General features: G+C 66.9%; 19 protein-coding genes. 7 read left to right on the top strand and 12 right to left on the bottom strand.

The window, feature by feature from the left end; all coding sequences use genetic code 11:
- Positions 1-14: 14 nt before the first annotated feature.
- From ABIC65_RS01190 to ABIC65_RS01175, 4 genes are all read right to left on the bottom strand, one after another.
- Entirely contained in the window at positions 15-230 is a 216-nt protein-coding gene (locus tag ABIC65_RS01190) for a ribose-5-phosphate isomerase A (protein WP_354306381.1), read from the bottom strand.
- A 218-nt stretch (positions 231-448) separates the two neighbouring features.
- Entirely contained in the window at positions 449-1,141 is a 693-nt protein-coding gene (locus tag ABIC65_RS01185; RefSeq protein ID WP_354306380.1) for an HAD-IA family hydrolase, read from the bottom strand.
- Positions 1,142-1,198: 57 nt separating this feature from the next.
- On the bottom strand, positions 1,199-1,978 hold the full coding sequence (locus ABIC65_RS01180; RefSeq protein WP_354306379.1) for a class I SAM-dependent methyltransferase: 780 nt from the start codon (positions 1,976-1,978) through the stop codon (positions 1,199-1,201).
- A gap of 32 nt (positions 1,979-2,010) precedes the next feature.
- Positions 2,011-2,931: an AraC family transcriptional regulator gene (locus ABIC65_RS01175; protein WP_354306378.1), complete on the bottom strand. Its 921-nt coding sequence runs from the start codon at positions 2,929-2,931 to the stop codon at positions 2,011-2,013.
- Between the two features lie 87 nt (positions 2,932-3,018).
- On the opposite strand from ABIC65_RS01175, the gene ABIC65_RS01170 reads away from it, so the two are divergent.
- The 3 genes from ABIC65_RS01170 to ABIC65_RS01160 all read left to right on the top strand — a co-directional run bounded on the left by ABIC65_RS01170 (position 3,019) and on the right by ABIC65_RS01160 (position 5,858).
- Positions 3,019-3,765, top strand: a complete 747-nt coding sequence (locus ABIC65_RS01170) for an SDR family oxidoreductase (RefSeq protein ID WP_354306377.1) — start codon at positions 3,019-3,021, stop codon at positions 3,763-3,765.
- 351 nt (positions 3,766-4,116) lie between these two features.
- The gene (locus ABIC65_RS01165) at positions 4,117-4,902 is read left to right on the top strand and encodes an alpha/beta fold hydrolase (RefSeq protein ID WP_354306376.1); all 786 of its coding nucleotides are present in this window, start codon (positions 4,117-4,119) and stop codon (positions 4,900-4,902) included.
- A 113-nt stretch (positions 4,903-5,015) separates the two neighbouring features.
- Positions 5,016-5,858, top strand: coding sequence for an AraC family transcriptional regulator (locus ABIC65_RS01160; RefSeq protein WP_354306375.1), 843 nt, complete (start codon positions 5,016-5,018; stop codon positions 5,856-5,858).
- A gap of 1,249 nt (positions 5,859-7,107) precedes the next feature.
- Here ABIC65_RS01160 and ABIC65_RS01155 read toward each other — a convergent pair.
- Positions 7,108-7,992: an N-acetylmuramic acid 6-phosphate etherase gene (locus ABIC65_RS01155; RefSeq protein ID WP_354306374.1), complete on the bottom strand. Its 885-nt coding sequence runs from the start codon at positions 7,990-7,992 to the stop codon at positions 7,108-7,110.
- Positions 7,993-8,005: 13 nt separating this feature from the next.
- Positions 8,006-9,559, bottom strand: a complete 1,554-nt coding sequence (locus tag ABIC65_RS01150) for a sodium:solute symporter (protein ID WP_354306373.1) — start codon at positions 9,557-9,559, stop codon at positions 8,006-8,008.
- Positions 9,560-9,730: 171 nt separating this feature from the next.
- Between ABIC65_RS01150 and ABIC65_RS01145 the strand changes: the two genes are divergently transcribed.
- From ABIC65_RS01145 to ABIC65_RS01130, 4 genes are read left to right on the top strand one after another with little or no spacing between them, the layout of a single operon-like run.
- Entirely contained in the window at positions 9,731-11,083 is a 1,353-nt protein-coding gene (locus tag ABIC65_RS01145; protein WP_354306372.1) for a serine hydrolase domain-containing protein, read from the top strand.
- Positions 11,074-12,138 carry a beta-N-acetylglucosaminidase domain-containing protein gene (locus tag ABIC65_RS01140; RefSeq protein WP_354306371.1) on the top strand — a complete coding sequence of 355 codons (1,065 nt, stop codon included), beginning with the start codon at positions 11,074-11,076 and terminating at the stop codon, positions 12,136-12,138. The genes ABIC65_RS01145 and ABIC65_RS01140 overlap by 10 nt, the downstream gene beginning before the upstream one ends.
- 12 nt (positions 12,139-12,150) lie before the next feature.
- A complete protein-coding gene (locus tag ABIC65_RS01135; protein WP_125977888.1) occupies positions 12,151-13,035 on the top strand; it encodes a BadF/BadG/BcrA/BcrD ATPase family protein in 885 nt (294 codons plus the stop codon).
- On the top strand, positions 13,032-13,175 hold the full coding sequence (locus tag ABIC65_RS01130) for a hypothetical protein (RefSeq protein ID WP_354306370.1): 144 nt from the start codon (positions 13,032-13,034) through the stop codon (positions 13,173-13,175). Before ABIC65_RS01135 ends, ABIC65_RS01130 begins: the two co-directional genes overlap by 4 nt.
- Here the strand turns inward: ABIC65_RS01130 and ABIC65_RS01125 are convergent.
- From ABIC65_RS01125 to dgcN, 6 genes are all read right to left on the bottom strand, one after another.
- A complete protein-coding gene (locus ABIC65_RS01125; RefSeq protein ID WP_354306369.1) occupies positions 13,164-15,260 on the bottom strand; it encodes an alpha/beta fold hydrolase in 2,097 nt (698 codons plus the stop codon). The two genes, ABIC65_RS01130 and ABIC65_RS01125, sit on opposite strands and share 12 nt — an antisense overlap.
- An 84-nt stretch (positions 15,261-15,344) precedes the next feature.
- Positions 15,345-16,766, bottom strand: a complete 1,422-nt coding sequence (gene dacB, locus ABIC65_RS01120; protein ID WP_354306368.1) for a D-alanyl-D-alanine carboxypeptidase/D-alanyl-D-alanine endopeptidase — start codon at positions 16,764-16,766, stop codon at positions 15,345-15,347.
- Positions 16,763-17,647, bottom strand: a complete 885-nt coding sequence (locus tag ABIC65_RS01115) for a LysR family transcriptional regulator (protein ID WP_354306367.1) — start codon at positions 17,645-17,647, stop codon at positions 16,763-16,765. The genes dacB and ABIC65_RS01115 overlap by 4 nt, the downstream gene beginning before the upstream one ends.
- A gap of 24 nt (positions 17,648-17,671) precedes the next feature.
- Positions 17,672-18,922 (bottom strand): dicarboxylate/amino acid:cation symporter, encoded by a 1,251-nt coding sequence (locus tag ABIC65_RS01110; protein ID WP_354306366.1) that lies wholly within the window; start codon positions 18,920-18,922, stop codon positions 17,672-17,674.
- Positions 18,913-19,911, bottom strand: coding sequence for an N-acetyl-D-Glu racemase DgcA (gene dgcA / locus ABIC65_RS01105; RefSeq protein ID WP_125977878.1), 999 nt, complete (start codon positions 19,909-19,911; stop codon positions 18,913-18,915). The genes ABIC65_RS01110 and dgcA overlap by 10 nt, the downstream gene beginning before the upstream one ends.
- On the bottom strand, positions 19,869-20,915 hold the full coding sequence (dgcN, locus tag ABIC65_RS01100) for an N-acetyltransferase DgcN (RefSeq protein ID WP_354306365.1): 1,047 nt from the start codon (positions 20,913-20,915) through the stop codon (positions 19,869-19,871). Before dgcN ends, dgcA begins: the two co-directional genes overlap by 43 nt.
- Positions 20,916-20,924: the final 9 nt, after the last annotated feature.

Below are 20,924 nucleotides of genomic sequence, written 5' to 3'. Positions count from 1 at the left end.
CCAAAGCCCAAGTCTTAGACCATCGCTTTCTGGTCAGTTACGAAGAGATCACCGTTCAGCATGCGTCGCGCTGCGACGGGAGCGTCCAACTCCCTGAGCCGGTGCTCAACCGCGCACCGTGCAAAAGGTAACACCTCGACAGGGACCTTGGCCCGGTCGAGATACTGCGCGGGTTTCGAGGAATCGACGACCGCGATCATCCTTCGGCTCGCCGCAGCCCCGTCGAACATCGCCGGATCAACGAACAGCGGCTTTCGCGAGTAGCTTTGGGCCGCTCGAACGAACGAATTGAGGGCGCAAAGCCGACTGGCTGGTTTGGGCGAACCGAACGGCGTTTTTCATCAAAAGCCGACACCCACATCAACCACGCCGAATGTCTTGAACTGGTCGAAAACCGTCTTGGTTAAGAAAGGCCGTCCGTTTGCCCATTTGCCCGGATGCCTTCTTCTCAACCGAGCGCCCAGGCCGAACCGGTCTTCCCGATGCAGCTGAAGGTCACGGCACCTTCCGGGAGTGGGGCGAGCTTCAGGTCGTTATAGTCGAGAATGGAAGGATGATTGCAATCCATGGGGGAATGGTGGGTCGCCGTGACCACGAGAACATGGGCGCCCGCCTTGCAGGCGGCGGCGATGCCTGCCGGAGAATCCTCGAGCACGAGGCATCGGTCAGCGGTGGTCCCAAGCTGCTCCGCGGCGAGGAGGAAGCAATCCGGTTCGGGCTTCCCGCGCGCGACATCCTCCGCAGAGATGAGCAGTGCCGGTTCTGGTAGGCCCGCTGCCTCGATCCGTCGCAAGGCAAGGGCTCGTGGCGCAGAGGTGACGATGGCCCATCGCGACCGCGGTAGCGCGGCGAGGAAAGCGGCGGCGCCGGCGATCTCCTCGATGCCGTCGACGGCATTGATTTCCGCCTGGGTAATCGCTGCCGCCTCCTGCTCCGGGTCCAAACCGGGGATCGCGGCGCGACGGATCGTCTCGACAGTTTGAACGCCGTGAATCGTCGGGAGAAAGCTGGCGACGTCGATCCCATGGCGGGCGGCCCAGGCGCCCCACACCTGTTCCGCCGCCTTAATCGAATTGAGGATGGTGCCATCCATGTCGAGCAGAATGGCATCAATCTGTTGGGCAAGTTGAGTGTCAGTCACTGATATCAACCCTTGTCCGATAATCGGGCGATGCGCACGCCGGGGCGCATCTGTCAGTCATGGCGCCGCTAGGCAACCTTGCTTCTTGCGATAGGCAAACATGCTGGTCTCGTAGGGAAAAGAGACCTTTTCCTCCCTCAGCACAGGTGTGCGGTCGATCAGGGCGCGGATGTCCCGCTCCAGCGCCGCACGTTCATCCGACGGCAGGCCGGCTATGAAGCTGACCGACATGGTCCGCTTCAGCACGACTTCCTCCGCGCTTCCAATATGCGCGTTGCGGACCTGCTTCTCGCTCACGGGTTCGAAATCGGGCGCGGGAAATGCCTTGCGCCAGGCTCCCGTGCGATATCGTGGCGTATTGCCCTCGTACCGATTCGTGATTTCTGAAAGCTCCGCCACCCACGGAATCGTCTCATCCCGGCCATTCCAGATCAGGCCGAGCATGCCGCCCCGAACCATCACACGCGCCATATCCGCAAGAGCCGCCGAAGTCGCGAACCAGTGGAAAGCCTGAGCGCAGATGACTGCATCGACGCTCGCATCTGGAAGCGGGATCCCATCGGCGGCGCCATCGAGGGCGAGTACGTCCGGATAAGCCCGCTGCAGTTCGTCCCGCATTTCGGCGATCGGTTCGACCGCGGTGATCTGCGCGCCGGTTTTGCGAAGGGTCGGGATGAACTTTCCGGTGCCGGCACCAACATCCAGGACCTTGCTATTCTGGTTTATGCCCAGGGTGTCGCGAAGCCAGGCTTCGGTTTCCGGTGGATAGCCCGGCCGTCCTTTCACATAGTCCTTGGCGCCCTCGCGATACCCTTGCGATTTCTCATGTAGCTGCATTGCACATTCTCCCACATCGCACAGGCCAAGGCTCACATTGGGGCAGATGCCGCCGCAAGCTGGAAGCTGGCAAATCTGCGCGGCGAACAGCCGAGACGCTTGCGGAATGCGGTGCTGAACGCGCTGGCCGATTCATAGCCGATCTCGACCGCGATACGGTCCAATGACTTCGCTCCCCTCGTGAGCGCGTCCTTTGCGAGCGCCATCCGCCAGCGGGCGAGATATTCGAATGGCGCACAGCCCAGCGCTTCGACGAACCTGGCAGCGAACGCCGATCGCGACATGCCTGCGTGCCGCGCCAGACCGGCGACCGTCCAGCTCTCGCGAACATCGGCATGGATCGCGCGCAACGCGCGGGCGAGCCCCAGATCTCGCATCCCACGCAGCAAGCCAGCGGGAACGTTCCCGGTGCCGAGGCTGCGCCAACGAAGCGCCTCGACCAGCAGAACCTCCAAAAGCCGTTGGACGATCAGTTCCTTACCCGGGTGGTCGGAAGCGCACTCCTCCGACAACAATTCGATCAGTCGCCCAAAGCGCGTTGCCCGTCCCTCGGACGCTGTAATGAGGATGAAGTTCGGCAGCAGCGAGAGGAGGAGCGGCGCATTGACCCTCTCGAATGCGAAGCTCCCGCCGATCGCGAGGAAATCGGCCTCGCCATCCGGCTCGCCATGTCTGACCGCCTCGTCTCGTGGTTCGATCGACGTGCAGGCAATGCCCGGCTCGCTGGATAGCGAGAAGCTTGGCGTCGTCGGCAGCAGGAAGAAATCGCCTTGGGCAAGGCGAATGGGCTCCGCGCCGTCGAGCGCAAGCCATGCCTGCCCTGCGATAACGATCGTGAAGCCTGGCGCATCATGGGCCGCATAACGAACGCCCCAGCGCCCTCGGCCGCTGATCGGCTTTGCGACGGCGGCACTGGGGCGGAGCAGGGCGATAGCATCGCTTAAGGGGTCCATTTGGACGATCCGTAAATTATTTCGGCGCTTTGATTATCGAACGTCCCGCCACGGATGTCTATCCTAACTTCAATGAGGAGACAGACGATGACGAAGACGATCCTGATTACCGGCACCTCTTCGGGTTATGGCGAGGCGACGGCCGAGCTTTTCCTTGCCCAGGGCTGGAATGTGATCGCGACCATGCGCCGCCCGGAAGCGTCGCCGTTCGAAGCATCGGACCGGCTCCGCGTGCTGCCGCTCGATGTGACGAGCGAGAACAGCATCGCCGCGACGATCGAGGCCGCAGGGCCGATCGACGTGCTGGTGAACAATGCCGGCATTGGCGCTGTCGGCGCGTTCGAGCCGATGTCGATGTCGTTCGTGCGCGAGCTCTTCGAGACCAACACCTTTGGCGTGATCGCGATGACCAAGGCCGTCATTCCGCAGATGCGCGCGCGTCGCTCGGGCACGATCGTCAATGTGACGTCCAGCGTCACGCTGGGCGATTTCCCGCTTGCTTCGGTCTATACCGGCACCAAGCAGGCGGTGGAGGGTTTTTCGGCGTCGCTCGCCCATGAGCTCGCCTATGTCGGCGTGCGGATGAAGCTCGTCGAGCCTGGCTATGCGCCAACCACGCGTTTCGGCGCGAACGCGATCATGCCGGTCGATCAGCTTCTGCCGGGCGAATATGCCGATTTCGCGCGGCCGATCCTGGAGGGCTTCGCCAGACCCGTACTGACCACAACGGAGAGTGATGTCGCCGAAGCGGTCTGGTCAGCCGTCCACGACACCGCCGACCGACTCCGCTTTCCGGCGGGTCCGGACGCCATCGCGCTTGCCGAGGCGCGCTGACGGTCCTTCCTGTCAGCCTGCACCGCCAAGGCGTAATCGCCTTGGCAGACAGCCAGGCTTGGCGAGCCGGGTTTTGGTCGGAAGCCGCCGGTGCCGAAATGCGCACTGTGATGCGGAGCGGGCTTTGTGCTGACCTCCCACGGCATCGAACGGTAATTTGCTTGAGAAGCGACGGGAACGCCGCCAGCAATTCGCCAATTGCTGGCATGGGTCGACTCAACCCCCCAAGATCGCGCGACTGGTGGAACAAGCGTCGGGTCAGCGCTGCAGAATTGTTCAAGAGCCCGGGTCCCGTGAGAGGTTAGCGATCCCTCGGGTTGCAAGCACCGCACCCGTCGAAAGGGAAACATCATGTCCATGACCGCCATATTGGCTACGATCGCGCTCGCAGCCGCTACACCTGGGACCGGCACCGTGACGGGCCCATCGAAAGGTGCCTCATCTACCCGTCCCACCGTCGTTCTTGTTCACGGCGGCTTCGTCGACGGGTCTGGTTGGCTGGGTGTCTATCGCCAATTGCGGGCGGATGGATATCCGGTAATCGTTGTTCAGAATCCGACGATTTCCTTGGCGGACGATGTAGCCGTCACGCGTCGCGCCATCGCCGCTGCGGAGGGCGAAGTCATCCTAGTCGGGCACTCCTATGGCGGTGCGGTTGTTTCTGAAGCTGGCAACGATCCCAAGGTGACGCGCCTCGTCTACATCACCGCGTTTGCCCCTGACACCGGTGAGTCTGTCGCAACGCTCATCGCCAACCCGGCACCCGGAGCACCGGTGCCGCCGATCCTGCCTCCCGTTGATGGTTTTCTTCATCTCGACACGACCAAGTTCGCCAGCTCGTTTGCTGCTGACGTCGAGCTCCACGAAGCACAGTTCATGGCCGACTCTCAGGTCCCGTGGGCTGTTGCCGCGTTGGAAGGAAAGGTCACCACGCCGGCCTGGAGGGCGAAGCCCAGCTGGTATTTGATCGCATCCGAGGACAAGATGATCCCGCCCGCCGCTCAGCGTGCGATGGCGAGCCGTGCCGGTGCAACCATCACGGAAACGCCTGGCAGCCACGCCGTCTATGTTTCCAATCCCAAGGCGGTAGCTGCTTTGATCGAACGCGCAGCAACTGCAACGCTGGCTAAAAAATAACGTGGCAACCCGTCTGTCTATAGCAGACGGGTTACTTTCCGGAGGGTGAGATGCAAGCCTCAGGCCGCCTTGTTCAAGTAGCGACGGTACCCCTTGGACTATCATCGGGGAAGGTGCTGACACTCCGCGCGAGAGCGCTTTTTAAGTCACGCCTGCTGATGGCTGAGGTTGACTACGGCGAACATGGACTTGAACTCAATGCACAATTTCCTCGATGGGAAGACGCATTCTCAATCGGTGTTAGGCTCCGACCCGAAATTAGCGAAACGTCGGTTTTCGGAAAGAAGTTCGACTTTCGCGCAAGGGCTGGCCATACCCATATTCTATATCTTTCAGCGGTTGATTACGTTGACTTCAGCTCTGACCGACATTCGATAGAGATGGTCCTGCCAAGGGCATTTATGCGTGAAATTTCTAACGATCTTGAAGTGCCGCCTGTCACTCATCTCGGCAACGATGCGTGCGTCGTCACATACGATCCAACGCTGCTATTCTTGGCCAAGCGTATACGACCCTTCTTCGACGATCCGGAGATGCTGGACACTATTTACGCTGATAGCTTCATGTGGGCGTTCGGTATCTACATGATGAAGCGATATGGCGACCTGAAGGACCACCGCCCCATCTTAGGAGGTCTCACCACCTGGCAGGAGCGCCTATCAAAAGAGCTCATTGAGGCGCACCTTGGCGATGGGCTTAGGCTTGAGGATCTCGCTCATTGTTGCGATCTGCGTGTCAGCCAGTTTTCTCACGCCTTCAAGCGATCTGTCGGTGTGCCGCCATACCAGTGGTTCGTTCATCGGCGAGTAGAGCGGGCGAAGGATCTGCTGCGGGGGCGGCGCATGAGCCTCGCGGAAGTCGCTAACCATTGCGGCTTTGCGGATCAGGCCCACTTCACAAGGGTCTTTAACAAGCGCGTGGGTGCACCGCCAGCAGCTTGGCGTGCCGACAACTAAGAAACTAAGGGAAGGCTTATTGCGAAGTGTAATCAAGCGCCAAGTCTATCTCCGAACCTCGGAAAGATCGCCAATTAATCCCCAAAGGCAAATTGGGTCGGAGCCGCCAGAGGGGGATCACGATCTCTGGGCGCTGCCGCCGACGGAGCGATTAGGCCTGCCTATGGCCGCTTTCGACCCAAACGGTCGTTCCCCGCCCCTGATAGGAACGGCTTGAGTTGGTCGAATGTTGCCGCCCGGTCTTCGGGCATTCATGCCGGTTTGCTCAGGCTCTGCTGGGCGAGCGTTTTATTTGGCCGCCGCCTGGCACGCGCTTCGCGGACTTCCGCGCCGTGCCGCGATCGGCATCGGCACCGCTGGACCGGGGCAGCGCCCCGATCCAGCACGTCTCTGGAAAGCGCTTGCGGTCGCGATCCCGGCGGCGCTGTTCGCCTGTTGGGTGATGCCGAGCCTCATTATCGTGAGGTCACCTTCGATCGACGCCTAAATCGTCGTCCGCGCGCCCGGGTCGATTGCCAGGGGGACTATGTTCAGTTGATGCTGAACCATCCTGTCGCCGGGCCGACGGCAGTCAGCGTCACGAAGTATGCGCTTCGCATGCCCCGAGATCGCCGCACCGTGGTGGAGACGCCGTCCGCATCGGTGTCTTCGCAGACATACGGCCAATATTTCTCTAACGGCGCTGCGCTTGGCACGAGCTTGCCCGTGGCGACGGACGGGAAGCGACTAGATCACCTCAGACAGGGGAGAATCATCCCACCGGGCGAGGTATATGTCGGGTCCAGGCATGCACGTGGCTTCGACAGCCGCTACTTCGGACTGGTTCCGCTGACGTCACTGCAGAGAATGAGGCGGCTCCTTTAGACATCGCCAAACTGCAGCGCGCGGCATTTTCGGGCCGACCTAAACGCCATCATCTTACTGCATTACCTATTAGGCGGGAAAGCCGGCACCTTTCCTCTAAGACGCGGGTCGGCACCGCCGCATGGGCTTGCAGGAACCCGCCATCATCGACCGTTCCGACGCCCCTGCGGCGTATAACACCATCCATCGGAACCAGATCGACGTTTTGGTGGGTTGCGCTCGGTGCGCACGAGCGCGAATGAAGTCGCCTTCGGATCCTTGCGCATCTTACCGCTCCGGCTGAACCGTCGAGCTCGCGTTCTGCGTTGCGCGATCAACGCTTCGAGAGTGGCAATATTCAACGCGAGGAATTTTGACTTCGTCTTGAACGACCATCCTGTCGTCTTTATTTATGAACTGCTTGGAGTGCCGCGCGAAGGCTCATGTCATTTGCCGTCAAGAGCGCTCTCGCCTGGGCCAGACTCAAGCCCAAGGCAACGAGAACACCGAGTTTGATATCGCTGTCGGCGCGGGCAAGCGCCGCGTCAGCAGTATCCATGTCGGTCTCGGCTAAGTCCGCTACCATGCGCTGACCGCGCACCAGCAACTTGGCATTCGAGACACGCATGTTCACCATCCGCCCGCGATAGACCAACCCCTTCCGCAGCATGATCGCGGTCGACAAAAGGTTCAGTATGGCCTTTTGCGCGGTGCCCGCCTTCATCCTAGTGGAACCCGCGACGATCTCCGATCCCGTATCCGCGGCGATAGGATGCTCTGCCGCCTCCAGCAGGGGCGTCGCCGGATTGTTGGTGATGCCGATGGTCAGCGCGCCCGCGGCCCGCGCCGCGCGCATGGCCGCGACGGTGAAGGGCGTGCGGCCGCTCGCCGCCAGGCCGAACACCACGTCCGCTGCCTGCAGCCGGGTATCGTCGATCGCCCGTGCGCCGGCCTCGGCATCGTCCTCGGCACCCTCGGCCGCTTCGGTGAGCGCGCGCATGCCCCCGGCCATGAGGAATGCCACCCGCGCCCGCGGCCAGTTGAAGGTCGGATACAGCTCGACGCCGTCCTGCACCGCGATCCGCCCGGAGGTGCCGGCGCCGACATAGACCAGACGCCCCGTCTCCCCGAGCCGCCGTGCCGCCGCCTCCGCCGCCTCGGCGATGGGGGTGGCCAGGCTCCGCAGGCTGGCAATTGCCGCCAGTTGGCCTTCGACCATCGCCTCCACCGCGATCGCGGTCGGCCATTGATCGAGGTCTTGATAGCGGGGATCGATCGCTTCGGTTGCCATGGCGCTGCGTCCTTCAGGGGGCGACGGCGGTGGGAGAAGGGGGTGCGATGCACACCAGGAACGCGACAAGCGTGCCGATGCAGAGCTGGAAGGGGAACGCGAGCCCCGTCAGCGCCGCCGGGAGCCCGGCCGCGTGGGCGATCGCCGGCTGGAGCAGCGAGACCACGACGAAGCCGGCAAGCAATGCGGCAATCACCGAGCCCGTCGTGCCGCGCGCGGTGAACACGGCGGCGAAATAGACCCCGAGCAGCCCGGCATAGGCGAACACCATCACCTGCAGCGCAAATTCCAGCAGCCCCATGTTCGAACGGTGCTGCCAGAAATAGGATGCCACGGCCATCGCGAGCATCGCCAGTCCGATCAGCCCCATGCCCACCCTTCCCGCCAGGACGTAATGCCGATCCTGGGCGCCGCTGCGCGCCTCGCGCCAGGGGCGATAAAAGTCCTGGATCAGCACCGAGGACATGGCGTTCAGCGCCGAATTGGTCGTCGCCACCGCTGCCGCAGTGATGCCCACCGTGACCAGCCCGCGCAGCCCGGGCGGTACTTCGGTGAGGATGTAGTGCATGAAGATGCTGATCTTTTCGCCGCCGAACTGCTGGCCGGCCTGCGCCGTAGCGCCGCGCATCAGATCGGGCCGATCATAGAACACATAGAGCAGCAGGCCGATGGTGACGAACAGCGCCACCACCGGGACGGTCGCCAGCACGGACAAATACAGGCCGCGCGCGCCGGTGCGGGCATCGCGGCAGGCGAGCAGCCGCTGCGTCATGTCCTGGTCCATCCCCGCCGAGGCGGTGTGCAGCAGCGTCACCCCGGTGACGATGGCGAGCAGCGAGAAGGGCCTGTCCAGGCTTGTCGAGAGGTCGAACAGCCGCAGCTTGTTGATCCCCTCCGGCGTATGCGCCAGCCCCTGCAGGATCTCGGCATTGGAGGCCGGGATGGACAGCCGCAGGAACACCAGCACGGCGATCGCCGACCCCAGATAGATGACGAACTGCACGAGGTCGTTCCACAGGACCGAGCGGAGCCCTCCGACGAAGGTGAACAGGAAGCTGGCGGCGACCAGTGCGGCGGCCGCGCACAGGATGCTCGTCGCGCTCACCGTCATCGTCGCGACCATCGCGATGGCGATCGCGGCGAGATAGATGCGCGCGCCACCCGCGAAGATGCGCCCGACCAGGAACATGCCGCCGGCCCAGCGGGTCGCACGCATGCTGAAGCGCCGGGTGAGCAGTTCATAGGCGGTCGTCACCCGCGCGGCATAGAAGCGCGGGATCAGCACGTGCGCGACGAAGGTCGCCCCGAGCAACACGCCCAGATTGGAGCCGAGATAGCTGTAATCCCCCCTGTAGCCGTAATCGGGCGCACCGAGAAAGGTCGCCGCGGACTGGGTCGCGGACAGGACCGACACCGCGGCAAGCCAGGCGGGAACGGTGCCGCCGGCGAGGAAATACTCGCGCGCATTTTCGGTCCGGCGCGGCATGAACACCCAGCCGCCGATCAGCAGCACCGCGAAATAGGCCGCGATCACGATCCAGTCCGCCAGAGTGAAGGAGAGAGCCATCGTCGTCGCAACCCATGCTGAAGGGTGTATCCGCCGGCCCAGCGGCCTCCGCATGCCACGACGGGTCGCACATCCATCCGAGCCCTGTAAAGCGTGGCCCATGGCCGACCGTTATGGCAGCCCGCCATGGTGGAATGGGTAGCCACCCGGCTCCATGCTATGGCTGGGAAGATGGAGGGCTTGAAGATCCGCAGGCGGTGCAAGGACCATTTCCCCGCGCGTCTCGCGACGGCGTGGCTGGTCGCATGCGCGGCCACGCTTGCGCCGATCCCGGCACCGGCACGCGCGGCGCCCGCCTGCCCCACGCTGCAAGAGCCCTCCTCCGGGCCTCAAGACATCCGCTTCGTGCATCTGGACAAGGCGGTGCAGAACGGCGTCAGCGCGCTCTATCCTGGCGCCGTGCTCCTGGTCGCGGCCCGGGGGCGGATCTTGCATCGCGCGGCATTCGGCGCCGCCCAGACGCTGGCATCGACGCCCGACGGCGGGTTGCGGACGCTGGCGGCGCCGCGGGCGATGACCGTCGACACGCTCTTCGACATGGCGTCGATCACCAAGATCGAGGCGACCACGGCCGCGGTCCTGCACCTCGTCGGCATCGGCAGGCTGTCGCTCGACGATCGCCTCGGCGCGCTGTTGCCAGAGTTCCGGACCACCGACAAAGCAGACGTCACGGTGCGCCAGTTGCTCACGCACCGGGCCGGCCTCTGGGAATGGCAGCCGACCTGGCTGCACCGCGACGCATCGGGCCGGGTGCTGCCCTATCTGGCGGCGCTGCCGCGGCGCTATCCGGTGGAAGCGCGCTTTGCCTATTCCGATCTCGGCTTCATGCTGCTCGGCGCGATCGTCGGCAAGGTCGCCGGGATGCCCTTGGACCGCTATGTCCGCGAGCAGATCTTCCGCCCGCTCGGCATGGTCGACACCGGCTTCCTGCCCGCACCGGCGCTGCGTCGGCGCGCCGCGGCGACGTCGCAGGGGGATGGGTATCAGCGGCGCATGGCGGAGACCGGCAAGCCCTACCCGGCCGCGCCCTTCCCCGCCGCCCAGCCCTTTTCCGAATATCGCAGCACCATGCTGGTCGGCGAGGCGAACGACGCGAACGCCTGGCTTGGCTGGGGCGGCGTAGCGGGCCATGCCGGGCTGTTCTCGACCGCGACCGACCTCGCCCGCTATGCGCAGGCCTTGCTGAACGGTGGCTGCTACGGGCGCTGGCGGCTCGCGCCTGCCGAGACGATCGCCGCCTTCGAGCAGGCCCCCTTTGATCCCGACCAGGCCCTGGGCTTCCACAAGACGCGGCTCAGCGGGATCGCCGCGCCCTTTTACGGCCATTCGGGCTTCACCGGCACCTGGTTCGCCTTCTCCCCGGACCTGGGCCTGACGGTGGTCTTGCTCACCAATCGGCTGCACCGGCCGGACCGCGAAGCCTATCCCGCGCTGGATGCGCTGCGGGAGGTAGTGTTGCGGGGGGCCGTGGAGGCGGTGACGCGGGAAGGCGTCGAGCACGGGAAGGGGCAGGCATGGCGGTAAATCTGGGCGTTATCGAGGGCTTTTTCGGCAAGCCCTGGAGCTGGCCGGACCGTACCACCGTCCTGCGCACCTTGGCGGGCGCCGGCTATCGCTTCTACCATTATGGCCCCAAGGCGGACCCGTTCCTGCGCCGCCGCTGGCGCGAGCCGCACCCGCCCGAGCACTTCGCCGCACTGGCTGCCTTCGCCGCCGAATGCAGGGCGCGCAACGTCCGCTTCGGCGTGGCGCTCACCCCGGTGGGAAGCACCCACCCGTTCGGCGACGAATCGCGTGCCGCGCTGAAGCAGAAGCTCCGGCAGCTCGATGCGCTGGGGATCGACGACCTCGCCATCCTGTTCGACGACCTCCCCGCCGAGTTGCCCGATCTGGCCCGCGGGCAGGCCGAACTGGTCGATTTCTGCGCGAATAACAGCCGCGCCGGCCAGGTGTTCTTCTGTCCCAGCTTCTATTCGGACGACCCCATTCTCGAGCGCGCCTGGGGCAAGCGGCCACCGGCATATCTGCCGGACCTTGGGCGCTATCTGGATCGCCAGGTGCGCGTCTACTGGACGGGCGAGGAAGTCGTGTCGCGCGAAATCGGCGTCGCCCACCTCAGGCGCGTGCAGGAGGAACTCGGCCGCAAGGTGTGCCTGTGGGACAATTATCCGGTCAATGACGGCGTGCGCATGTCGCAATTCCTGCACCTTCGCGCCTTTACCGGCCGGCCCGCCGCGATCCGCCGTCACCTCAGCGGTCACGCGATCAACCCCGCCTCGCAGCCGATCCTGTCCTGTATTCCGGCGCTGACGCTCGCAGCCAGCTACCGCGAGGGCAGCCGCTATGCCTATGGCGCGGCGTTCCTCGAAGCTGCCACCACCGTGCTCGGCAGCGAATTGGCGACGGTGCTCCGGCGCGACATCCTGCCCCTGCAGGACACCGGCCTCGACAGTCTCGGCCCGCGCTTCGCCGAGTTGCGCGAGCGCTACGGGGCGATCGACCATCCGGCGGCACGCGAGATCACTGCCTGGCTGGACGGCCGCTTCCGGACGACGCTGGAAGAAGTGCAGACGCAGTAGCGGAGGATCGGGATGACGCAATTCTTCCTCGGCGTGGACGCGGGCGGCAGCAACTGCCGCTGCCGCCTGGTAGATGCCACCGGCCGGGTGCTTGCTACCGCCCAGGCCGGTCCCGCCAATGCCGGGCTGGGACTGGCCGCACTCTATGCCACGCTGCGGGAGGTGACCGAGCGGGCAATCGGCACGGCGGGGCTCGATGCGGCGCAGGTCGCCGGCATCCGCGCCGCGATGGGCATCGCCGGCATCTCGCGGCCGGGTGTCCGCGCCGCGCTGGACGACCTCGCCTTCCCCTTCGCGTCGACGGTGTTCGATACCGATGCCGCCATTGCCAATCTGGGCGCGCATGGCGGCGGGGACGGCGCGGTCCTGATCATCGGCACCGGCAGCGTTGCGCAGGTGCGGGTGCGCGGGCAGAATTTCCGGATCGGCGGCTATGGCTTCCCGATTTCGGACGAAGGCAGCGGTGCCGCACTGGGGCTGAGCGCGATGCGCCACGCGCTGCGTGCCCTTGACGGCCGGAGCCGCGCGACGCCGCTCAGCACCGCCGTTACCGAGCGCTTCGGCCACGATACCGCGCGCGCCGTCGCGTGGATGGATCAGGCCACCCCGCGCGACTATGGCAGCTTCGCGCCGCTGGTGATGGACCATGCCGAAGCCGACGACGCCATCGCCCGATCGATCGTCGAGGACGCAGTCGGCCATATCGAGCGCTTCATCGAGACGATCTTCGAACGCGGCGCCGCACGCTGCGCGCTGCTCGGCGGCCTCTCGGCCAAGATGCGGCCATGGCTGCGTGCCCGCACCGTGGCGCGGCTCAGCGAACCCCTGGGCGACGCGCTGAGCGGCGCACTCTATCTCGCGGGCCTGCCCGCCCGGCCAGCGGAGAACCAGCCATGATCGAACGTCGCCAGTTCCTGGTCGGCGCCGGCATCGCCGCCTTGTCCCCCCAAGCCAAGGCCGGCGCGAAAGCGCTGCAGCCGTCGCCGCCTTCGCCGCCCCTGCTCGCCTCCAACGCCCTTGCGCTGTTACGGGGCTGAGCCGCCAAGCGTGCGGTCGAGGAAGCCGTCGGTCGCGGCATAGGCCTGCACCCAGCTTTGATAGCGGAAGAATTCGTGCCGCTCGTCGGGCAGCATCAGCGTCTCCAGCGGCACGCCCCGGGCAGTCAGCGCCGCCGCCAGCCGCACCGATTGGGCGAAATCGACGTTGCGATCATCATCGCCATGGACGAGCAGCACCGGCGATCGCCAGCGATCGATCGCTGCTGCCGGCGAGGATTGCCAGGCCATCGCGCGCCAGCGGTCCTGCTCGGCGGGCGGCAGCATCGGCGGCGGCGCGCGGACCAGATCGTGGACGCCGTGCAGATCGACTCCGGCGGCAAACATCGCGCTGTCACGCGCCAGCCCCAGCGCGGTCAGATACCCGCCCCAGCTGCCGCCCCACAGCCCGATCCGATGCGGGTCGATATCCTTCCGCGCGGCCAGCCAGCGCGCGGCAGCCAGCACGTCGCGATACTCGCTGGCGCCTTCCCGCCCGGTTTCCGCAGCCTCGCGGAAGGCGCAGCCATAGCCCGTGCCGCTGCGATAGTTGATCGCCAGCACGTCGAAGCCATCCATGGCGAGGTGCTGGTTGAGCAGATAGGCACTGGCGTAATAGGGCATGAGGTGGAATGCCGGCAGCATCTGGCGCCGCGGGCCGCCGTGGAGGAAGATCAGCGCCGGATGCGGCCCATTGCCGCCACGCCGCGCGCGGAACAGGGTGGCGTGGACGGTCACGCCGTCCTCGGCCGTGAAACGCACCGGCTGGGGCACGACGAAATCGCGGGTCTCGGCGGGATCGCTGTACGCTCCCAACGGCGTCAGCACGCCCGCCCCCGCCACCAGCGCGACATGCGGCGGGCGGCGCACGTCGCTCGCCACCACCGCCAGGGCGTTGCCGGCAACGGTCGGGAACCCCTCGATCCCGTCGCCTGGCGTCCATTGCCGCGCGCGTCCCCCGGCGAGCGGCTGCTGCCAGACATGCCGTCGTTCCAGATCGCCCTGGTTGCCGGCATAGATCAGCGTGCGGCGGTCGACGGACAGCGTGAAATTCTCGACCTCGGCCTCGCCCGGCGTAAGGTCGATGGCCGTGCCGCCCCGCGCCGGGACCGCCAGCACATGCACCCAGCCGCTCGCTTCGGAGGGGAAGAGAAGCCGATCGTCCGCGCTCCAGAACAGATTGGCGGTACGGGTGCCGTAATAGTCGCCACCTGCCCCTGCCCGCGCGCGCCAGGCGGTCCGCGCCAGGCCCGTCGCGAGATCGACAGTCCGTATGCTCCAATAGGATGCTTCGGTGCCGGTGGCGCCGAAGGGCGGCGTGACGGTGCGGATGAAGGCGATCGAAGCGCCGTCCGGCGAGAAGATCGGCGAGACATCCTGTGTCATCCCCGGATCGGGATAGCTGAGCGTGCCGTCGGCGAGGTCGAACAGGGCGATCAATCCGTGATCGCCGCGTCGGCTGACGAAGAGCAGGCGCTTGCCGTCCGGCGACCAGGACAGATCCTCGATCGTGCCGGGCAATTGCGCGAGCTTCGCCGCGGGCCCGTCCGCCGCCGATGCCAGCAGCAGCGTGCCGCCTGCAACAAAGGCCACGCGCTCGCCATCGGGCGAAAACACCGGCGCATGGCCCTCCCCCAGCGAGCGCGCTGCCCCGCCGGTGGCGATGGCGCGCACCCAGACGCTCTGGCTGCCGCCCCTCGCTGCATGGCCGCTGTTCGGCGGCGGCAGATCGGGGAACTCGGCATCGCCCCCCTGGGTCCAGGCGATCCGCGTGCCGTCACGGTCGAGCGCCAGGCTGTGCAGATCCACGCCGTCATCGACGGTGCGGTCGGTCAGGCGACGCGGCGACTGTCCAGGGGCAGGCAAAAGCCAGATGTTGCGGACACCGGCGCGGAGCTCGACCCAGGCGAACACCGGCCGATCGCGTGCCCCGGTCAGTCCCACCGCCATCGGCAGCGCCAGCAATCGCGCGATCGCCAGGCGATGATCGGGCCGCGACGGGGCCGCCGCCCCCATGGCGAGCAGCGCTGGCCCGATCAGCAGCGCGGATCGGAGGAAGCGGCGAACGGGACCATGGCATCTCGACATGCCCGAACTATGCGCGGAGGATGCCGCAGCGGCCAGATGCCTGGAGGCTATGGCTCGCCTACCGCCGGGTTATGCGGGCACCGCTCAATAGGCCGCCGCGATCGCGACAAGCGCCGCGTCGATCACCGCCGTCGCGCTCGCTCCGCCGGGCATGTCGTTGGCATAGGCCGCAAAGGTCAGCGTCCGCCCGCTTGCCGTCGTCATCTGTCCTGCCAGCGCGTTGGCGGCGTTGAGCGTGCCGGTCTTCGCCCAGAGGCGTCCGGCCAGCGGCGTACCGACGAAGCGCCGGGCAAGCGTCCCGTCGGTCGCAGCTACGGGAAAGGTGGCGCGCCACGCCGCCCCCCAGGGCTGCGTCTCCGCCCAGCGCAGCAACGTCACCGTCGCGCGCGGGGTCACTCGGTTGTAGCTCGACATGCCGGCGCCATCGGCGAAATCATAGCTGGTACGGGCGATGCCGGCACGCGCCAGCAGCGCATCCACCACGGCACGGCCATCCGCAACCGAGCCGCTCGACCCGAGCCGGCGCAGCAGCAGCTCGGCATGCAGGTTCTGGCTCGTCTTGTTGGTCTGCCGCAGATCTTCGGCGAGCGGCGGCGGCGTCAGGCGTTCCAGCGCGGGCGCGGACACCGCTGCGGCGGGCATCGTTCCGCTTAGTGCAGCATCGTCCGCGGGCGCCAAGGGTCGGTGACGCACGGTGACGTGCCCCGTCACCCGTACGCCCGCTGCCCGCAACAGCTGCGCGAAGCGCCACGCCGCGCGGCGTGCCGGATCTTCCACGCCCATGGCCAGCACCACCGGCGAAGTTCCGGCTGCGATGCTGCCGGTCAGCCGCAGCAGGTCGCTGCCGGGCATGCGCTCCACCGTAAGCGTTTTCGGGCTGCCGCCCGCACCGGTCGTCGCGACATTCTCGATCCGGTAATAGCCGTCGCTGATTATCCCCGGCGCCGTTCCCTCCGCGGCCGGGCGGACCGTCAGCGTCACGACATTGTCGTCCAGCGTCAGCGCCGAAATGCCGGCGCCATAGACGCCTTCCATGTTGTTCCAGCTCATCCCCAGCGGCCAGCGCTCGTCCGGAAAGGCGCTGTCGTCGCCGACCACGTCGCGCACCGCCCGCGTCCGCCGGGCGACCGCCGCAGCCAGATCGGCCAGGCAGTCGACGCGACAATCGGGCGCCGAAGAGAGGCGGGCATCGCCGTGACCCGCCAGGACGACGGTCGGCGTACCGCGTCCCTCTAGACGTACCGTCGCGCCCCCCGCACCGTCCGGCGCCGCCACGTCCAGCGTCGCGAAGGCGGCGGCGGTGGTGAACAGCTTGGTGTTCGAGGCGGGAACGAAGCGCTCGTCCGGCCGCAGCGCGACGATCTCGCGGCCGGCGGCATCCACCACGACGAGCCCGATCCGCGTGCCCGACGGCGCCTTTGCCAGCGCTTCCGCGACGGCCGGCGGCAGCGGCGCATCGGCCGGAGCACCGGCCAGCAACAGGGGCAGCATCAGGCTCCACATCATCGCCGCTCGATCTCCTCGCTCAGCAGGGTCAGGAACTCGGCGGCGAGCACCGAGGGCGGCCGATCGAGCAGATGGATGGCATGGACGTCGAACGTGACGGACGGGCGCAGCGGTCGCATGGCCAGGCCCGGCGCCATCGACGCCGCCGCCGTGAAATTGTCGACGATCGCCAGCCCCACCCCCGCGCGCACCAGTGCCGCCGCGATGTAGAAGGTTCGCGCCACCACCACTTCGTCGAGCACAAGCCCGAGGCGGTCGATCTCCTCGGACAGCAGCTTGCCGATCGGCCCGCTGCCTTTGAGCGAGATCAGCGGCCGCCCGACGAGCTGCGACAATTCCAGTCGTGGCGGTGCGCCCGGCATGTCGCGCTCGCGGTACAGCACCACCAACTCGCCCTCGCCCAGCCAGCTATGGGTGAGCGCCACCCCGCGCGGCGGCTCGCTGGCGATGGCGATATCGCTTTCCCGCTCATAGAGTTTGCGGAGCAGATCGTCGTGATGCACCGTCTGGAGATCGAAGCGGACATTGGGCCGTCGCGCCAGGAAGCGCGATACCGCGTCCGGCAGCACGCCGAGGCCGAGGCTGGGCAGCGCCGAGATGCGCAGCGTCGTCCCCGCCCCGATCCGCAGGTTCCGCCCCGCCTCGCGCAGCGCACGGACCCGGTCCTGAATATCGGCCACATCGGCGAATAGCGCATGCGCGTCCTCGGTCGGCAGCAACCGGCCGTTGGAGCGCTGGAACAATTCGAAGCCGAGCAGGCTCTCGGCATGGCGGAGCGTCTTGGACACCGAAGGCTGCGAGACGTTGAGCGCGCGGGCGGCCGCGGAAACCGACCCGTTCACATAAACGGCGTGGAAAATCTCGATGTGGCGCAGGTTCATGGATGCAGCCTAGCGCCCCCGCCTCTATTCGACCACCGGCCCGCGAAAGCGCGCGGCGTCCAGTTCTCCTTCACCCCGGGCGACCAGCGTCGCCACTGCCAGGTTGGCGGAGGCGGACGGCACGGTCCGGGTCATGTCGAGCAGACGATCGAACGGCAATACCAGCCCCACCACCAGCGCGGTCTGCTCCGCCCCCACGCCGATGGCCGAGAGCATCGCCGCCAGCATGAACAGCGAAGCGGAAGGCACCGGTGCGGTGCCGAACGCCGCCAGCGCGCCGGTCAGCAGCATGGTCACCAGCATCGTCGTGTCCGACACGATGCCCAGTGCCTGCAACGCGAACTGGCCGAGCAGCCCGACATACATCGCCGTGCCGTCCTTGCCGATCGACGCGCCGAGCGGCAGCACCGTGGAGGCGACACCGCGCGATATCCCCAGATTATCCTGCGCAACCCGCAGCGCGACCGGCAGCGTCGCCGAGGAGGAGGCGGTGGAGAAGGCGACGATCAGCGCGTCTGCGATGCCACGGAAGAATCGGATCACCGGCAGCCGCGCGACCAGCCCGATCAACGCGGCATGAACGACCAGCATCTGGACCAGCGAGGCGAGCACCACCGCCAGCGCCAGCCAGCCGACATGGACGAAGACCGCCGCTCCGTTCATCGCCACCGCCTGGGCGATCAGCGCCAGCACGCCGAAGGGCGTCAGTTCCATCACCGCGCGAACGATATGCAGCAATACCGTCGACAGGCCCTGCAGCAGCGCGACGACCGGTTTCCCGGCCTCGCCGGCCATCACGCTGCCGGTGCCGAGCAGCACCGCCACGAAGATGATCGCGAGCATGTCGCCCTTCGCCAGTGCCTCGACGATGTTGAGCGGCACGATCGACAGCAGCTGGTCCGCCGGCGTGACCGGCGGCCCCAACGGATGCGGCACCACCCCGCCCAGCGACATGCCTGCGCCAGGTCGCAGCGCCAACCCGATGGCCATGCCGATCGAGACGGCGACGAGGGTGGTGGCCGCGAACAGGCCTACCGTCCGCAAGCCGATCGACCCCAGACGGCGTGGATCGCCCAGCGTGGCGATCCCTGCCGCGATGGTGATCAGCACCACGGGGACCACCAGCATCTTGATCAGCCGGACGAACAGTTCGCCGACCAGCCGGATCGCGCCGGCGGCCTCGGGCCACAACAGTCCCAGCGCCAGGCCCAGCAGCAACCCGCCGACCACCCGCTGCCACAAGGGTATCGCGAACCATCGACGGATCAGGCGCAAGCGGGCGTTCCCCAGAAGCCGGGCTCGGGCGCTTTCAGGATGCCGCCGTCGTCGCGCGCGCCGCGGGGCCGGTCCTGCGCGAGCCAGAGCGGACCATCGAGGTCAACGAACGCCGCGTCTCCCGCCACCAACATCGCCGGCGCAATTCCCAGCGACGAACACACCATGCACCCCACCATCACGCCGAACCCTCGTGCCTTCGCCTCTGCCGCCAGTGCGAGAGCTTCGGTCAAGCCGCCGGTCTTGTCGAGCTTGACGTTGACATGGCTGTACCGCCCGGCAAGCCGGTCCAGATCGGCGCGGGTATGCAGCGCCTCGTCTGCGCAGATCGGGATCGCACCGGCCAGGGCACCCAGCCCGGGGTCTTCGCCTGCCGGCACCGGCTGTTCGAGCAGGTCGACGCGGTGCGCGCGCAGCATCGCCAGGCGATCGGCAAGATCCTCCACCCGCCAGCTTTCATTGGGATCGACGATCAGCCGCGGCGCGGGCGCGACGGCGCGGACGGCGGCGATCTGCTCAGCCGCCCCGGCGCGATCCACCTTGATCTTGAGCAGTGGCACCGTCGCGGCGGCGCGCGCAGCGGCGACCATCGCCGCAGGCGTGTCGATGCCGATGGTGATCGCCGATGCAAGCGCCCCGACCGGCGCGACACCGGCAAGCGCGGCAACGCTTGTCTTCGCCAGCCTGGCCTCCAGGTCCCAGAGCGCGCAATCGACCGCGTTGCGCGCGGCGCCCGCCCGCATCGCCGCAGCGAGGTCCGCGCGCGTCCCGCCGCCCTCGATGAGCCCTCGCACCCCTTCGATCTCGGCGATCGCGCCCTCGATCGTCTCGCCATAGCGCGGATAGGGCACGCCCTCGCCCCAGCCTTGCACGCCACTTTCCTCGATTGTCACCGTCACCACATCGGCGGCGGTCTTCACCCCCCGCGCGATGCGAAACGGGGTCCTCAGCGGGAAGCGGTCGTGGCGAACGGCGAGGATGCGGCGCATGCAGGCTCCAGCAACAGGTCGATGATCGGCTCGGCGCCGAAGCGATAGGGGTCGGTGCAGGGCAAGCCCAGCGCGTCCGCGGTCTCGGCGCAGAGACGTCGCGCGGACGCCTCGTCCAGCTTGGCGGTGTTGAGCGCGATGCCCACGGCGCGCACGTCCGGGCTGGTCAGCCTGGCAACACGGAGATTGGCCTCCAGGCACTCGGCCAGACCCGGCATCGGATAATGCGGCAAGCCCCGCATGTGCGGCCGCAGCGGATCGTGGCAGAGCACGAGCGCGGTTGGCTGCGCCCCGTGGAGCAGTCCCGTCGAGACCCCCGCAAATGCCGGATGGAACAACGAACCCTGGCCTTCGATGAGGTCCCAGCCATCATCGTCGCGCGCCGGCGCCAGCGTCTCGATCGCGCCGGCGATGAAGTCCGCGATCACCGCGTCGAGCGGCACGCCGTCGCCGGCGATCAGGATGCCGGTCTGGCCGGTTGCCCGGAAATCCGCGGCGATGCCCCGCGCGCGCAGCGCGTCTCGCAGGCACAAGGTCGCGTACATCTTGCCGACCGAGCAATCGGTGCCGACGGTCAGCAGGCGGTTGCCGGGACGCCGGCGTCCATTCCCGACCGGCAGGGTCTCGGGCGCGTCGCGCACGTCGAACAGGGAAACGCCCGCCGCCGCTGCCGCCGCGACCAGTTCGGGCACGTCGCGCAGCCGCTGGTGCAGGCCGCAGGCGAGGTTCAGGCCGGCACGGATGGCGGTCAGCGCATCGCCGATCAGCCAGTCGGGGAAGCGTCCCCCGGGGTTGGCGATGCCCAGCACCAGCGTCCGTGCACCGGCGGCATAACCGGCCGCAGCGTCCATCCGCGGCAGACCGAGGGTGAAGGGGCAATCGTCATGCCGCCACTCGCCCACGCAGTCGTGCCGGCGGAAAGCGGCCAGGCCGCGTGAGGTCTTGAGGCCGATCTCGTCATCGGAATGGCCGAGATAGAGCAGGTAGGGAGCGGGAATGGTCATGATGCGGAC

It is taken from the genome of Sphingomonas trueperi, from assembly GCF_040545665.1.
Classification (GTDB): domain Bacteria; phylum Pseudomonadota; class Alphaproteobacteria; order Sphingomonadales; family Sphingomonadaceae; genus Sphingomonas; species Sphingomonas trueperi_B.
The sequence above is the reverse complement of the archived record's forward strand: the minus strand, read 5'-3'. Positions and strand labels throughout refer to the sequence as shown.